The 12,470-nt window shown below is 62.2% G+C and carries 13 protein-coding genes; 9 read left to right on the plus strand and 4 right to left on the minus strand.

The window, feature by feature from the left end:
* The first annotated feature begins 4 nt into the window (after positions 1-4).
* The 5 genes from HWY05_RS27360 to HWY05_RS27380 all read left to right on the plus strand — a co-directional run bounded on the left by HWY05_RS27360 (position 5) and on the right by HWY05_RS27380 (position 4,636).
* Positions 5-1,234: a DUF1173 family protein gene (locus HWY05_RS27360; RefSeq protein WP_176060302.1), complete on the plus strand. Its 1,230-nt coding sequence runs from the start codon at positions 5-7 to the stop codon at positions 1,232-1,234.
* A 117-nt stretch (positions 1,235-1,351) separates the two neighbouring features.
* A complete protein-coding gene (locus HWY05_RS27365) occupies positions 1,352-2,692 on the plus strand; it encodes a hypothetical protein (RefSeq protein WP_176060303.1) in 1,341 nt (446 codons plus the stop codon).
* Positions 2,689-3,009 carry an ASCH domain-containing protein gene (locus HWY05_RS27370; RefSeq protein WP_176060304.1) on the plus strand — a complete coding sequence of 107 codons (321 nt, stop codon included), beginning with the start codon at positions 2,689-2,691 and terminating at the stop codon, positions 3,007-3,009. The genes HWY05_RS27365 and HWY05_RS27370 overlap by 4 nt, the downstream gene beginning before the upstream one ends.
* 63 nt (positions 3,010-3,072) lie before the next feature.
* The gene (locus tag HWY05_RS27375) at positions 3,073-3,561 is read left to right on the plus strand and encodes a hypothetical protein (protein WP_176060305.1); all 489 of its coding nucleotides are present in this window, start codon (positions 3,073-3,075) and stop codon (positions 3,559-3,561) included.
* A gap of 403 nt (positions 3,562-3,964) precedes the next feature.
* Positions 3,965-4,636: a Lar family restriction alleviation protein gene (locus HWY05_RS27380; protein WP_176060306.1), complete on the plus strand. Its 672-nt coding sequence runs from the start codon at positions 3,965-3,967 to the stop codon at positions 4,634-4,636.
* A gap of 366 nt (positions 4,637-5,002) precedes the next feature.
* Here the strand turns inward: HWY05_RS27380 and HWY05_RS27385 are convergent, their stop codons facing one another.
* Both HWY05_RS27385 and HWY05_RS27390 read right to left on the minus strand, forming a co-directional pair.
* On the minus strand, positions 5,003-6,463 hold the full coding sequence (locus tag HWY05_RS27385; protein ID WP_176060307.1) for an ATP-binding domain-containing protein: 1,461 nt from the start codon (positions 6,461-6,463) through the stop codon (positions 5,003-5,005).
* 144 nt (positions 6,464-6,607) lie between these two features.
* Positions 6,608-7,747 carry a helix-turn-helix domain-containing protein gene (locus tag HWY05_RS27390; RefSeq protein WP_176060308.1) on the minus strand — a complete coding sequence of 380 codons (1,140 nt, stop codon included), beginning with the start codon at positions 7,745-7,747 and terminating at the stop codon, positions 6,608-6,610.
* 1,156 nt (positions 7,748-8,903) lie between these two features.
* Here HWY05_RS27390 and HWY05_RS27395 point away from each other — a divergent pair.
* The 4 genes from HWY05_RS27395 (at position 8,904) to HWY05_RS27410 (ending at position 10,738) form a co-directional block, all read left to right on the plus strand.
* Positions 8,904-9,908, plus strand: coding sequence for a PRTRC system protein D (locus HWY05_RS27395; protein ID WP_176060309.1), 1,005 nt, complete (start codon positions 8,904-8,906; stop codon positions 9,906-9,908).
* Between the two features lie 10 nt (positions 9,909-9,918).
* A complete protein-coding gene (locus HWY05_RS27400) occupies positions 9,919-10,242 on the plus strand; it encodes a hypothetical protein (protein WP_176060310.1) in 324 nt (107 codons plus the stop codon).
* Positions 10,243-10,343: 101 nt separating this feature from the next.
* Complete coding sequence (locus tag HWY05_RS27405; protein ID WP_176060311.1) at positions 10,344-10,493, plus strand: hypothetical protein; 150 nt, start codon at positions 10,344-10,346, stop codon at positions 10,491-10,493.
* Positions 10,493-10,738, plus strand: a complete 246-nt coding sequence (locus tag HWY05_RS27410; RefSeq protein ID WP_176060312.1) for a hypothetical protein — start codon at positions 10,493-10,495, stop codon at positions 10,736-10,738. The genes HWY05_RS27405 and HWY05_RS27410 overlap by 1 nt, the downstream gene beginning before the upstream one ends.
* Positions 10,739-10,794: 56 nt before the next feature.
* Here HWY05_RS27410 and HWY05_RS27415 read toward each other — a convergent pair whose 3' ends face one another.
* Together HWY05_RS27415 and HWY05_RS27420 are read right to left on the minus strand one after the other, a co-directional pair.
* Positions 10,795-11,019: a hypothetical protein gene (locus HWY05_RS27415; protein ID WP_176060313.1), complete on the minus strand. Its 225-nt coding sequence runs from the start codon at positions 11,017-11,019 to the stop codon at positions 10,795-10,797.
* An 83-nt stretch (positions 11,020-11,102) separates the two neighbouring features.
* Positions 11,103-12,251, minus strand: coding sequence for a primase-helicase zinc-binding domain-containing protein (locus HWY05_RS27420; RefSeq protein ID WP_176060314.1), 1,149 nt, complete (start codon positions 12,249-12,251; stop codon positions 11,103-11,105).
* Between the last annotated feature and the right edge of the window lie 219 nt (positions 12,252-12,470).

The following is a 12,470-nucleotide window of genomic DNA, read 5'->3' on the forward strand; positions in this document are numbered from 1 at the left end:
AAACATGACAGAAGTATTCTTCGATAGCGCGCCGTTTGCTTTGTCTGACGTTCAGGAAAACCCGGCTCGCTATCTGGCGCGGCTGGAACGCGCCAAGGTGACGCCCGGCCATGCCGTCTGCCTATGCATCCCACGCCGCGAGCCACTTCGTCTCGTGATCCGCCGCTACGGGAAGTTCTGCCACCTCGCTGGATGGCCGGAAGACGGCCACCGACATTTTCCAGGCAACACCAACGCGCCGGCCTGCCCGTTCTACAAGGACCACGATGCCCAATCGTCCAGTGGGAACGTCGACACCACTGCGGCGATCGTCGCTACGCCGGTCGGGATCAACGCAAAGCTCGACATTGCACTCGTCCAGCGCGAGGCTGCATCGGGCGCGCGCCGCACCGGTCGACCCGGTCACTCAGGGGCCGCCCGGCGCGCCGCGTCGTTGCTCGCGTTCCTTCAGACGTTGTGGATGACCTCCCGGTTGAACAGGTGGAACGGGCTTGCTACGAGCCGGCACTGGGGCATCTGCAACGCGATGCTGCTCGCCGAGCTGGGGGACGCGGTTATCAATGGCGAGTCCGCGCAGACAGCGCTTCACGTGATGCGCAGGTATGAGGAAGCCGATCGCGCGGCGATCAATGCGGAGTTCGACGCTTTCCTCGACGCCGTCGCGATCGCCGGCGCAACCAGTCGCCGCGGGCTGGTCATTGGCGAAATGAATGAGATTGCGCGAACGCAGTTCGGCTATTCGCTTTCGCTTCGCCAGAGCGCGCGCAAGTACTATTGCAGTAGCGATCTCGTCGCTCACGCGGAGAAAACCTTCGCACACGCCTGGCGCGCGCTGGGTGATCGCTCTGCGCGCGTCGTCGCCATCCTTCTCGTTGAACGCACGTCGAAAGGGCACCTGCGACTGGTCGATCTCGCAGCCATGCTTTGCTCGGCAACCTTCCTTCCCTGTGACTCAATTCACGAGGTCGTCCTTGCAAACCGACTTGTGACGGAGCACCGCGCTTTCGAGAAGCCAATGCGCATGAAGAAGGGCGAAGAGATGCTGCCCGACTTCGAACTCACGGACACCGCGCCGCGATACCACGTCGAGGTTTACGGCATGAACGGCATGCCAGCCTATGAAGCGCGCAAACAGGCAAAGCGGGAACTGCGACTCCAGCGTGGAATACCGGCGATCGAATGGGATGTCGACCAGACTCCGCTTATGCAGCTCACGCTGCCGCCAGCAGGATAGAAGCGGCAACACGGCAACGCGGCAACGCTCCACAACTTGACTTCGCGAAGTTGCCGCCATGCTTGTTTCCAGGCCGCCGCGATCGCGCGGCACCCACCTTCCAGCCTGGATCCAGAAATGAAAATCCTGCTCATCGATATCGTCCGCGACCTGGCCGACATCGCAACCTACACGCCCCCCTATTCCGGCGACGGCTCACTGCTGAACCCGTCGGACGAGTTGGCGACCGTCCTCGGACTCGCCGGCAGACTGCACACACGCGTCACCGCGCTGCTGGATCTCGTGAATTCGGCTCCGGGTGAGGCGCTCACGGGTTGGACCGACGCACACCGCCAATTCTTCCGCGAGTGGCTCAGGAAGACCTTTCCCAACGAGGCGAGCGCCGCCACGCTGGCGCTGGGCGATGCGTGGATCGATGGTCTGCGCGTTGGCGCGAGCGTTGGTCTCATCACCTGCCATTCAGCCGCAGCCGCAGCCGATCGTCACGAAGAACCCGGCGGCCCTTTACCTGTCGAGTTTGCCGGCGTCGCCGAGGTTATCAACTCTGGTTCAGGTCAATGGCGAACCTGCGCAGGCTGCCACGAGTCGGCGGACGGCCACCCTGTTGGAGATTACGTGTACAGCGAGCGATTCCAGTGCGATCTCGGTTCGGGATGCGGCGACTGCGGCGGCATCGGTGCGGTCTGGGACAACACGGATTACGCCGCCATGGGCGATCAGAACAGTAACGGAAGCAAACGCGTCGATCCAGTCGCCATCCCTGCTAAAAGCGTTCCGGCGGCAGTCGAACGCGCAGCTTTCGAGTCATCGTGGGTGCGCGACGTGCCCGCGGTTTATCGTGCGGACGCGCTCAGACTGCTGGGACAATCTCTCCGCGACGACGGAAAGTACGGCCTGAAGGGCGCTCGAGACGCATGGGAATGTTTCCAGGCCGCTCTCGCCGCCTTTCGCACAGAGTCGATGCACGTTGATGATTGGGATACCGACCGGCTCGATGCCGCGATCCAGGACTTCGCAAACGTCGTCATCGTCGCGCAAAGGCCCGATCAAAGGTCGATGCGTCAGGATCTCAACGAAGCACGCCATCGTATCCACGACATCGCGAAGTCTATGCGTGCGGCCCCACTCACCCGCGAAGTCGCGACTGCGACGCCCGAGGATAGTGATTGCGACACGAACAGCCTGGTTCGCGCCATCGTGACGCTACTCGAGATGGACGCGGCTGGCGCGCTCGTGCCGCACGGGGTCGGTGGTCCCGCACGCAAGCTTCTCGCGTCAGCTGCCGCGAGACTCGCGGCCATCCAGCCACATAACCCGGGACCCAGGCAACCCGGGCGCCTCATTGCACAGGCGCAAAGCTCTCACCACGCAGCGCCGCCAAAGGTTGCGGCCGATGCCGGCCCGCTCCCCGGCACCGAAGCGCACGCGAGAAATCAACGCTCGGACACCCAGTCATGAACGTTCTTACGCTCCGGCTCAAAGCCATCTACTTCCACGACATAAAGAGCGGCGCGAAGCCGTGGGAGTACAGGCTGGCGACGCCATACTGGCGACGTCGTATCGAAAACCGTCGCTATGACTTTGTCCTGCTGACGCTCGGCTATCCCGCCCGCTCCAATGTCGACCTGCAGATGCTCAAGCCCTGGCGCGGATACATCGAGCAGCCATTGTTGCATCCCCACTTCGGCCCCTTTCAGGTCGACGTATTCGCCATCGACGTGACCGCGCCCACCGTCCCGCTGGAAGTCTTGCACCGGGCCACAACCGGAACTTGACTTCACTCACCTGCAGGCATTCTGGTTGTACGTCGACTTTCGCCGGCCTCAACGGAGATCCACATGGAAGGCAATTCCCTTTTCCTGAATCGCGTCATTCGGCGCTCGCCCGAGTGGCCGTGCCACTACCCGGCCCTGAGTACAGCCTGGCAAAATCCGCTCTCGTTGTCGGCGGGCCGACAGATCGTCGCGGCGGCGGCCGACCCGGAAGGTGTGCGCTGCGTTTTCTTCAGCAGTCTGGGCTCGGTGCTCGACTTCAGCGCGAGCTGGGCCGAGCTCGAACGCGCGAAGACGTGGTGGCACTTCGCGATCCGCTGGAACTTCTGGCTGCTGGGGGACGGCCGCAGCCTCGTTGCGTTACGCACGGCCGGCTACGATCCCGCGGACCGAAAGATCGCGGGCGCCGGCGCCACTGTCGACCGGCACTGCGACCAGAGCTTCCAGGCGTTCCTCGGACACGCCGAGGAGATGGCGCGCCACGGGCGCCCTGCGCTGCTGCCGACACCAGCCGGTTCCACCCGGACTAGCAGGACGGATGCGACTCATGAGTGAGAATTCGGGCATTGAGTGGACCGACCACACGTTCAACACTCACTCAGGCTGGCCAGACAGCCCTCCTGCCGGGCAAAGACCTGGACTTAGCGATACTGCACGGGACGGTGCGGCCCGTTAGTTGTTTCGCCCCGGGCGAAGGCCAGCCTGGGCTTGATGTGCGGATGCGAAAAGTCGGTAAAACGTCGGCCGTCCGACTTCTCGACGGCATGCTGCACAACGGTTTTCCGGCCGTAACCGCGATCGACCAGTAATTAGCGCAGGATCAGGCGCGCGCATCGTCGATTGGTTCACGCGGTATCCGGAACGATTTTAGCGGCATAAATCAGCGCTAATCCTGCTTTTAGATTTAATCCATAGGGGCAATAATGCACGCACCTTTCAAAACATTCATTTACCTCGCATGTACGAGCAACTTTATCCCTGCGACCACTGTGGTGGACGGCCCACCTTAGGGCGGTCCCAGCGGGTCGTCGCGCAGATAGGCGATGACGAGTTCGACTATGGCGTCTTCGGTAGAGAGGCGGGGCCGCCGGAGATCGGCGACACGATGCCGCGCCCCCCGAGTGCTCCACAGACCGAAGCTATCGTCTGCATCTATTGCGATGGTTGTGGCATGACCACCCCATGGGAGCCGGTTGGCGACGACAGGCATGCAGCACTCGACCGCGTGGGGCAGATCTGGAACAGGCGGCTGAACCGGCCGCCGGCAGGCGCGGACGAACTGCGGACTTTGGTCGAAAAGGAACTTGGCGCGCCGGACATGCTTTTTGTGCTCAACGTTCTGGCGCGCAACGAAGACGACTGGGAAACACGGGGCCCGGTCTTCGCCATGCTCGCGCGGCGTCTCCTTGACGCGACGGTCGTCACTGCGGACACCTGGCCGGTCGAGCCCACCCTGCTGGACGCCGCCCGGTATCGCAAACTGGTACACCACGCGCACTCGGTGAATATCGACGGCGAGCGCTACATCCAGTTTCCCAAGGTCTACAACCCAAACCGGGATCCGTACGTTCTCTACGAGTTCGAGACCGCTGCCGCGGTTGATGGTCTGCCCGATCGCAACCGCTGGTAGCGGCGAGGATCTGCACGACGCGAACCGTGCAGTAGTCCGGTTCTCCGCTCCGCTCCATGCTCCACGATCTGCAGCGACCCGGTGCCACCGTCGCTGGTACGGTTCGACGCCCGGCGCGAGTGCCGGTACCGCGCCGCTGCCCGTCAGGCCGTTCCGCGCGGTCCAGCACACCCAGCCTGCCGTGCCAGCGGTTGCGAAAAAAAAAGCCGGCGCGAGGCCGGCTTGAAGTGGTTCCAGAATTTTCCGAGGGCCGTCTGGAACCTGAGAGAGATTTCATTGTGACGGAGCGCCGCGGCTCGATGCACCGCTTAACGGCAACGATTTTCATGTCCATTCGACGCGGGGATCGTTCGTCCCCAGTCAATGTCACGCGTTAAACAATCGCATCAGATCGAACCCCAACTCCGAAAGATCGAGAATGTGCTGCGCCCGCGTCACTGCGACATAGAGAAGGCGTAGCTCGTCGTCTTCGAGCGAGACGCGGCCGTCCACCATCTGGAAACGGAAATCGTTTGTAATCCGTACCCGCCGCCACTCGAGCCCCTTCGCCCGGTGCACCGTCGAGATCACGTAGTCAGCATCCGCTTCCGGTGTCACACGTTGGGCCAGCGATCGCAGGTAGCCGGTGCCGAGTTCGTCGACAATCCGCACTATCGGCAGCAGGTCCCCGCCGAATGGACTGCGTGCGAACGACTGCGCGTCGCTCCACGTTTCGAAAAGCGAAAATGCCGCAGGCCGGAACGCCCGGTTGCCAGCCAGCAGCTGATCGGCACCATCCGCAAACGCTACGATCTCCGCAGGACTCATCCGGATTGCCGGCTTGTGTCCTGCCTCGACACCCATCGCCAGTTGCCAGATCGCCGTCACGTTCTTCCGGCAAAGGATTGCGTCGACAGGGGGAGCGAGCTCCGGATCCAGCGAGATGATGGAACCGATTGTTTCCTGCCCTCGAACAGGCGTTCGCTCGCCCAGAAGCCCAAGGATGCGGCTGGCAAGCGCCGCGAACGTCGGTCCGAAGCGGAACGACTCCGTTAGCGCACATTCCGGCGCGTCGATCTGCGCCATCGCGTTAATTGCGCCGCGCCATTCGTAGATCTGCTGGTACGGGTCGCCGACGTAAATGATCTGGGCGTGACGCTGGCGGTCGAGCACGGAAAGCATCACCCCATCGCTATCCTGCGCTTCGTCGAAGAGGATGAAGTCCGCGTCGATCCTCGGATCCTGCTGCGCCCATACCTTCAGATACACATCAGGCGCGATTGCGCTCCGCCCCCGCGGGTCCGTACTCTCGTTCCACAGCCGGCGGACGAACGGTAGCAGCGACGCCCGCAGCCAGTCGGCCGCCCGCTCATCAATCTTTTCGTCGACCGGAATGTGAAACTGCTCGGGTTGAGACTGCGGGGAGCGACAGAATCTGCCAAGACCATCGGCGACCATCCGGCCAAGATCGAACGGCGTCACCTGGACAATCCTGCCGGTAATAGCCGGAACTTCGACGCACCCAAGTCCATAGCGAGCGGCCAGTTCGTGCGGGGGCTCAGTGGGCAGCTTCGCCCTCGATGTCAGCGCGGAAGCAACCGCCTCGTATGCGACCGAGTGAAACGTTCGCGCCATCACGTTCGACGGGAAGCGCCGCCGAGCGTGTTCCGCGATCTCCCGGTTGAAAGCGAGGTAGCTGCCGCGCTGGTCCCTCTGCTGGCCGGCGACCAGTTGAAGCGTCGACGTCTTGCCGGCGCCGGCGCACGCCTTGACTTTGAGATTGCCACCGGCGGCAACCGCATCCAGGACGGCGAGCTGCTCGACTGTAGGCTTGTGGAAATGTTGCATGACGGGTCTGGTCGGCACGAATCCCGTAGTGTGCCGGAAATCGATCCGCCGACCGATCCGCTGACGCCGAAGCGAGTGCTCATGAGACGCCGCGACGTTCGCTATCGCCTCTTCCCGCCTCTTCCCATAAGGCAACTTCTGGTCTCAGGAGCCGCCCAGAATCCGGTAGAGCGCCTGCCTTGAGATTCCTAGCGCAGCGGCAGCATGGCTCTTGTTGCCCGCGTTGTCCTGAAGCGCCCGCTCCACCTCGGCTGCGGACGGTTGCGGGCGGCGCTGCCGCTCAAGCCTCTCCTTCAGCCCGAACACAGACAGGTAAGCGTTCGCTTTGGTCTTTCTCGTATGGCCTGCGGCGGCCACAACCCGCTGCATCGCCTGCTCGTGCAAGCCACGCTCCGCGCGCGCGTCGCTGCCCTTGATTGGAGCTGGCACGCCGCTTATCTTCTCGTAGAGCACCTGCAGGTACTCATGACGCAGGCCATGGCTCGTCACGCCCAGTTCCGCTTTTGTCACACCGTGCCGCTCGAGCACGTAGTAGTACCAGTCTCGCCACTGCTTAAGCGTCCGGTCGGCCGGCACAGTCGACCCCGTCGTGCCATTCGATAGCCTTGCGGCTTCCTCCAGCACCCCTACTTTCGCCTCAAGCGGCACCTCGCGCGCGAGACCACCCTTTGTCCCTCGCCGGATTCCGAGAGTCTGCGCGTCCCGCACGGCCTCGAGCGGCCTGAGCAGGAAGCTTTCTTCGACGCGAAGACCAAACGCCGCCTGCAGCTTCAGTTGAATCGCGACGTAAGGGCACGTCTGCGCAATCTCGGCAATCTTCGCGGCCGCGTCGATCTCGTTCGACGACCACGACCGGTCTGTAGTCGCGACATAGCTGCGTTTCAGACCATGTTCTGCGCGATCGACGTAATCGCCGAGCGTGCGCACCAGCGCGGGCTTGCCGATCCACTGCGAGAGCGCGCGCAGATAGGTAAGCTTGTTCTCAATCGTGCCGCCGCTCTGTTTGTCACTGACCCACCGTGCGACCAGCCATCGGACGTGTTTCTCCCGCAGCGACCAGGGGCTCTCAAGGGCGAAGCCGCCTCCACGCAATTCCACGAACGCGCTACACAGTGCTGTCGTGCGACGCTCCTGCGTTTTCACGGACAGCACACTGCGGCTCACGCGCGTTCTGCTGTGAATCTCGTTGACGTGGTCGTCGAGTAGCCGAACGAGTTCAGCTGCAAACGCCTGTGGCAATGCATAGCGGCGCACCGTCGCGCGCACGTTGAGTATCGCTGCCATTTTTCCCCTTTCCCTAGCCTTCGCGCCGGAGCGCGTGTCGGCGCGCGCCATTCAATTCCGGTTTCCAGTCGCTCGCGCGCACATCCCTACCGATGTGTTCATCGCGCCTCGCCGACCAGCACCACCACCACTGCCACTGCCACCACCGCCTGCCCGGCGGCTTCACCGTTTCACCCACGGCGGGGTCCTGCCTTCCTTACCTTTAGCGATTCCATCCGATCAGCCCGACGCAGGGAAGAACTGCGTTCCGACCGTCCATCTGCTGCTGTGCTGGCCGATCTGCGCTGCGCGCAAGTCCGCCCTGCTCGTTCCGGTGTGCCGGGAGCCGATACCGCGCTCCGACACTTCCGTCACTGCAACTTCTGGCCACCCTGCCAGCCCGTAACGCGCTGCGCGCAAAACGCGCCGCTGCGTTCCGGACGCCTCTCAGCGCTTGCCGCGGTGAGACGTACGGGCTAACTGCCTGGTGATTCCTTTTGCGCATTTCTGGCTACGGCTGCGCCTACCGTGTGTCTTCCGTACAGGGGATCGCGATTCACCGGTGTTCCCGGCGTCGCAGGACTCCCCCCGCCCCAAAGCACGTTCACCTCGGCCGCAGTGTGTCGGGCCTCCTGAACGCACCCAGCGTCGTGTGCTGAAAGGGCGCGTGCGAACCGCCATGAGCGACATGCTGGACTGTCCGGTGTCCGGGTCCACATGTCCTCATCGCGTCTCAGTGCGACGAACCGTCGCCAATCGTATGGATATCGCGGTGTCCATGACCCTCATGTTGGATCGGTATGGACTTGAACTGATTCAGAAAAAGGCCGCTTCACTGTGCGGCCTGGACAGATGAGGCAATGCGCCGGGAGCGCATGCCGTTGCTGGCTGTTACTGCAGATCGATGCGTCTGGGACGCGGTAGGTCGGAAACAGCATAAAGCCTCACGCGCGGCGGCGAGAGTCGCAAAGCTCGCCTGATCACGCGCGCTTTGGCAACTTGACTTTGACAGGCGCTCGATAGACTTGAATCACGCTCGAAGTCTCACATGAAGTACGACTTTGTTCGTTCGCAATGCCGAAGTCATAGATGGAGTACGACTTCGGCAGCGGCCTGATTGAAAGTCATACATGAAGTGCGACTTTGTCTTTCACACTTTCACTGTCTGGAGTCTGAATTGAAAACCCCCGTCTTCGCAATCGATGTTGGATACGGCAATACCAAGTTCGCTTACCGCGCCGCGAGCGGCACCGTCGCCACCGGCATGTTCCCCTCGCTGGCACCGCTCGCCGCGAGCCGCACGATCTCCAACTATGGCGAGTCGGTTCTGGCCAGCCGCAACGTCGCGATCATCCGGATCGACGGTATCGAATACGAGGTCGGTCCCGATGTCGCACTGACCGCCGCCTACGGCAACACCGGCCGCACCCTCGCCGACGACTTCGTGCTGTCCGACAACTACACGGCATTGCTCGCTGGCGCCTTTCACTTTTCTGGCGTCACACACATCGAGCGGCTCGTCCTTGGCCTGCCGGTCCACAACATGCAGAAGTATTCGGCTGAACTCAAGGAACGGTTTGCGGGCACGCTCGATTTTGGTCAGGCAAGCGTGCAGGTCGAGAAAACCATCGTCGTGCCGCAACCGCTCGGCTCGCTCGTGCTCGCCTCGAGCAACCGTCAGAACGAGTTCGGCCGGGACAGCGCTCATCTCGTTATCGACGTCGGCTACTTTACGACCGACTGGGTGTATGCCAATGGTTTCACGATGGACGACAAGCGCAGCGGCGGGTTGCCCGGAGGCGCGTCGCAGATCTACCAGCGCATCGCAGCCCTTATCGCGAAAGACCAGGGCGAGGCCGTCGACGACATCGAGCGGATTGACAAGGCATTGCGCGAACGCACGACCTTCTTTTTTTACGGTAGCGACATCGTGCTGGACCCGTACGTCGAGCAGTCACAGCCACTGATCAATGCGGTCGTCAAGGAAATGCAGAATTCGGTCGGCCGTTTGCCGAACGTACGCTCCATCATCCTGTCGGGCGGGGGCGCGGCGCTCTACGCATCGGCGATCCGCAAGGCATTTCCGCGTGTGCTGATCGAGATGATCGACGCGCCGTGTCTTGCGAACGCCCGCGGCTTCCTTGCCGTCGGAGAAGCTGGGCTCGCTCGCGATCGAAAGTAAAGGTGACATCATGGACGCCAGTTACAAGATGACCGTCACCATCAACCAGCTTGTCTCGCCGCTGCTGCACGATGCGCTCTCCGGCTGCCACAGCGCGAGGGCACGCGCAATGCGCCTGCGTGCTCTCGCAGAGTCCGCATTGCGACAGCCTGTTCAACGAGACGCGAGTCATGCGACCCCGCAACCGTCAGGGCCGCCGGTTGTCGCGCGGGCTCGCACCGAGGCAACCGTTTCTCAGGAAACCGGCGTGCAGATTCTGCGGGTTGACGATTTTGCGACAAACGCGTCAGCGGGCGCGTCGTCGCTGGGCGACCAGCTTTCGGAGTTTTTCTAGGCGCGAGAACAACTTGACTTTGCGCCCACTCGGGCATCATTGAATCAAAGCACCGGGAGTCGATTGGCGTTCACCCGGTGTACTACCCGGAGAGGATTCTCATGGATACACTTCAACTGTTTCACGCTGGTATGTTTAGCGAACCGCGCACGTGGGTCGGCCTTGTTCTGCTCGCGGCCGTCGCGGTCGCCGGCTGGTACTCGGGCAACGCGCTGTTCGATCACTTCAACAATCCGTCGACGGACAAGTGATGGACCGCCTCCTTCGTTACTACCGCGCGTTTGACCGGCTGCCGTTCGTTGCCAAACGCGCCATCTACTGCGTGCTCTTCCTGCTTCTCGCCTTGTATGGTGTCCATGTGGGGCGCACCGATCTGGAAGCAGCCGGCAACATTGAGTACGTCGGCGGCATTGGTTTTGTGTGGGCCAGCGGCTTCTGGTATCCGCTGTGGATACTCCTACGCGCGATCATCTTTTTCAAGGTGCGGCCGTGGTGAGTGCCCGGGCAATAAAAAAAGCGGCTCCCCTGAGGGAGCCGCTTTCGCATTAAGAGTTAGTGCGGCCTCGCGGCTGCAACGATAGCGAGGCGACGCGTACAGAAATCCCATGCTGCCTCGAACGACGGATCGCGAAAAAGGTAACGCGTATTGCCCTGACCGCGCCGATCGATCACGTCGAAACTTGCCGCATCCGACTTCATCGCCGGACGGTTGCCGCCGGCAGCACCGGACGAACCGACAATCGCAAGACCACCCACCAGCACCTGAAAAGAGCTCATTTCCATCCTCACAGAAAAAAGCCCGATGGGATATTCCCGGTGGGGAAATATCCCCACCGGGCTGGCTAAAAAAATGTTGTTAGCTAGGCAGTTGCGAGCGCCCGGCGTTCAGGTCCGACAGTCCTTACCACAGGCGCGATCAGACCAAGGGGCGTCGTGAATTTCGCGGACCATTGATCCGCGAAGTCAGCCCCGCGTCGTTTCGGCCGATGAACAGACACGGTGAAACCCTCGGCACGGAGTCGCCGGGCCAGCTCGACGCCAGCAGCTACGCCGGGTGACTTACCCGTACGCGGATCGACCTCGTCAAAGTCAACGAAGATGTGAACGACACGGATGCCAAGTCCCTGCGGAACTACGAACTGGCTCAGCAGGATGCGGTTGAGGCAATACCAGACCGGCACACCGGTTTCCATATGCGCGGCATAGACGGTCTCCAGCCCCTCACCAACGCCGATCTCGCCGTTTTCCGGCTCCATCAGTCGGACCGCACCGCCTCGCAACGGGTTGAGCGTCATGTCGTTCAGCTTGTTGTCGAGAAACTCGCCGTGAGCCGAAACGATCCGCGCCTTCGCCGCAACGGACCGTTCAAGAAAGGTCCGATGCAGCGTGCCGAGCCGGCCATCCGGCAACTCGAACCGCGCGAGAATACCGGGCCAGGTACCGATCAATTTCTTCTCATACCGGTACTCGAGCATGCCAAGGCGCAACGCCTTCGACGGCGGTGCGGACAGTCCCGGCACGCGCGCCTGCAGATAGCGACGCGACAGATCTCCCTCGCGTTGCACAAGCGCCTGCTCCCACATCCCGTTCAGGCGCCGCTCAACAAACGCCGGATCTGCCTTACGTTTGGGAGACGGTGCCGCCCGTGCACCAGCAACGCTGGTGACCGTGTGTCGCGCCGGCGGATTGCCGTCGATCTGGGTCATCAGCCGGTACAGGCCAATCCTGTTGAGACGACAGATCAACCTGAGTCCATCGCCCGCCATCAGATCGCCGCCATCGCACTTCCGGCAGACCCAGTCACCACGGCCGCGCTTGTTATCGTACGTAAAGCGATCGTCGCCGCCACACACAGGGCATGAGCAGGCGGCGCCCGTCAGACTCGCGGCCGGAACGCCGTTCGCGACAAGAAGGGAAATCCATTGCTCGGGGGACAGGCTGAGCGTCGAGAGCTTGCGCTGCAACCACTCCCACTGTTCCTGCGATAGCTCCCGTCCGTTTGCATTCATTGGTCACTCTCCTTTGAGGAAGTGGGTTAGGGTCGATGCCTGAGACAGGCGTGAAAACGCGTGCTCAAAAAGATGTCCGCGCGCAGATGGCGCAGGCAGCTTTTTCAGCAGATGACGTTTGGGAAATGAAGGAAGATGACTGCAGCGCCGGCGCGCACATACGCGGCGTTGCCGAGAAGAAAATGTGGATCGTGACGCGCCCGGAGGGCGTATCACGAT

The sequence above is a fragment of the Paraburkholderia sp. BCC1876 genome (assembly GCF_902833695.1).
Taxonomy (GTDB): domain Bacteria; phylum Pseudomonadota; class Gammaproteobacteria; order Burkholderiales; family Burkholderiaceae; genus Paraburkholderia.

Bases quoted from the DNA above. Each gene is read 5' to 3' on its own strand.
- HWY05_RS27405 (WP_176060311.1), top strand. From the start codon at position 10,344: ATGGATACACTTCAACTGTTTCACGCTGGTATGTTTAGCGAACCGCGC.
- HWY05_RS27390 (WP_176060308.1), bottom strand. From the start codon at position 7,747: ATGGCAGCGATACTCAACGTGCGCGCGACGGTGCGCCGCTATGCATTG.
- HWY05_RS27420 (WP_176060314.1), bottom strand. From the start codon at position 12,251: ATGAATGCAAACGGACGGGAGCTATCGCAGGAACAGTGGGAGTGGTTG.
- HWY05_RS27400 (WP_176060310.1), top strand. From the start codon at position 9,919: ATGGACGCCAGTTACAAGATGACCGTCACCATCAACCAGCTTGTCTCG.
- HWY05_RS27380 (WP_176060306.1), top strand. From the start codon at position 3,965: ATGTACGAGCAACTTTATCCCTGCGACCACTGTGGTGGACGGCCCACC.
- HWY05_RS27375 (WP_176060305.1), top strand. From the start codon at position 3,073: ATGGAAGGCAATTCCCTTTTCCTGAATCGCGTCATTCGGCGCTCGCCC.
- HWY05_RS27365 (WP_176060303.1), top strand. From the start codon at position 1,352: ATGAAAATCCTGCTCATCGATATCGTCCGCGACCTGGCCGACATCGCA.
- HWY05_RS27410 (WP_176060312.1), top strand. From the start codon at position 10,493: ATGGACCGCCTCCTTCGTTACTACCGCGCGTTTGACCGGCTGCCGTTC.
- HWY05_RS27360 (WP_176060302.1), top strand. From the start codon at position 5: ATGACAGAAGTATTCTTCGATAGCGCGCCGTTTGCTTTGTCTGACGTT.
- HWY05_RS27385 (WP_176060307.1), bottom strand. From the start codon at position 6,463: ATGCAACATTTCCACAAGCCTACAGTCGAGCAGCTCGCCGTCCTGGAT.
- HWY05_RS27415 (WP_176060313.1), bottom strand. From the start codon at position 11,019: ATGAGCTCTTTTCAGGTGCTGGTGGGTGGTCTTGCGATTGTCGGTTCG.
- HWY05_RS27370 (WP_176060304.1), top strand. From the start codon at position 2,689: ATGAACGTTCTTACGCTCCGGCTCAAAGCCATCTACTTCCACGACATA.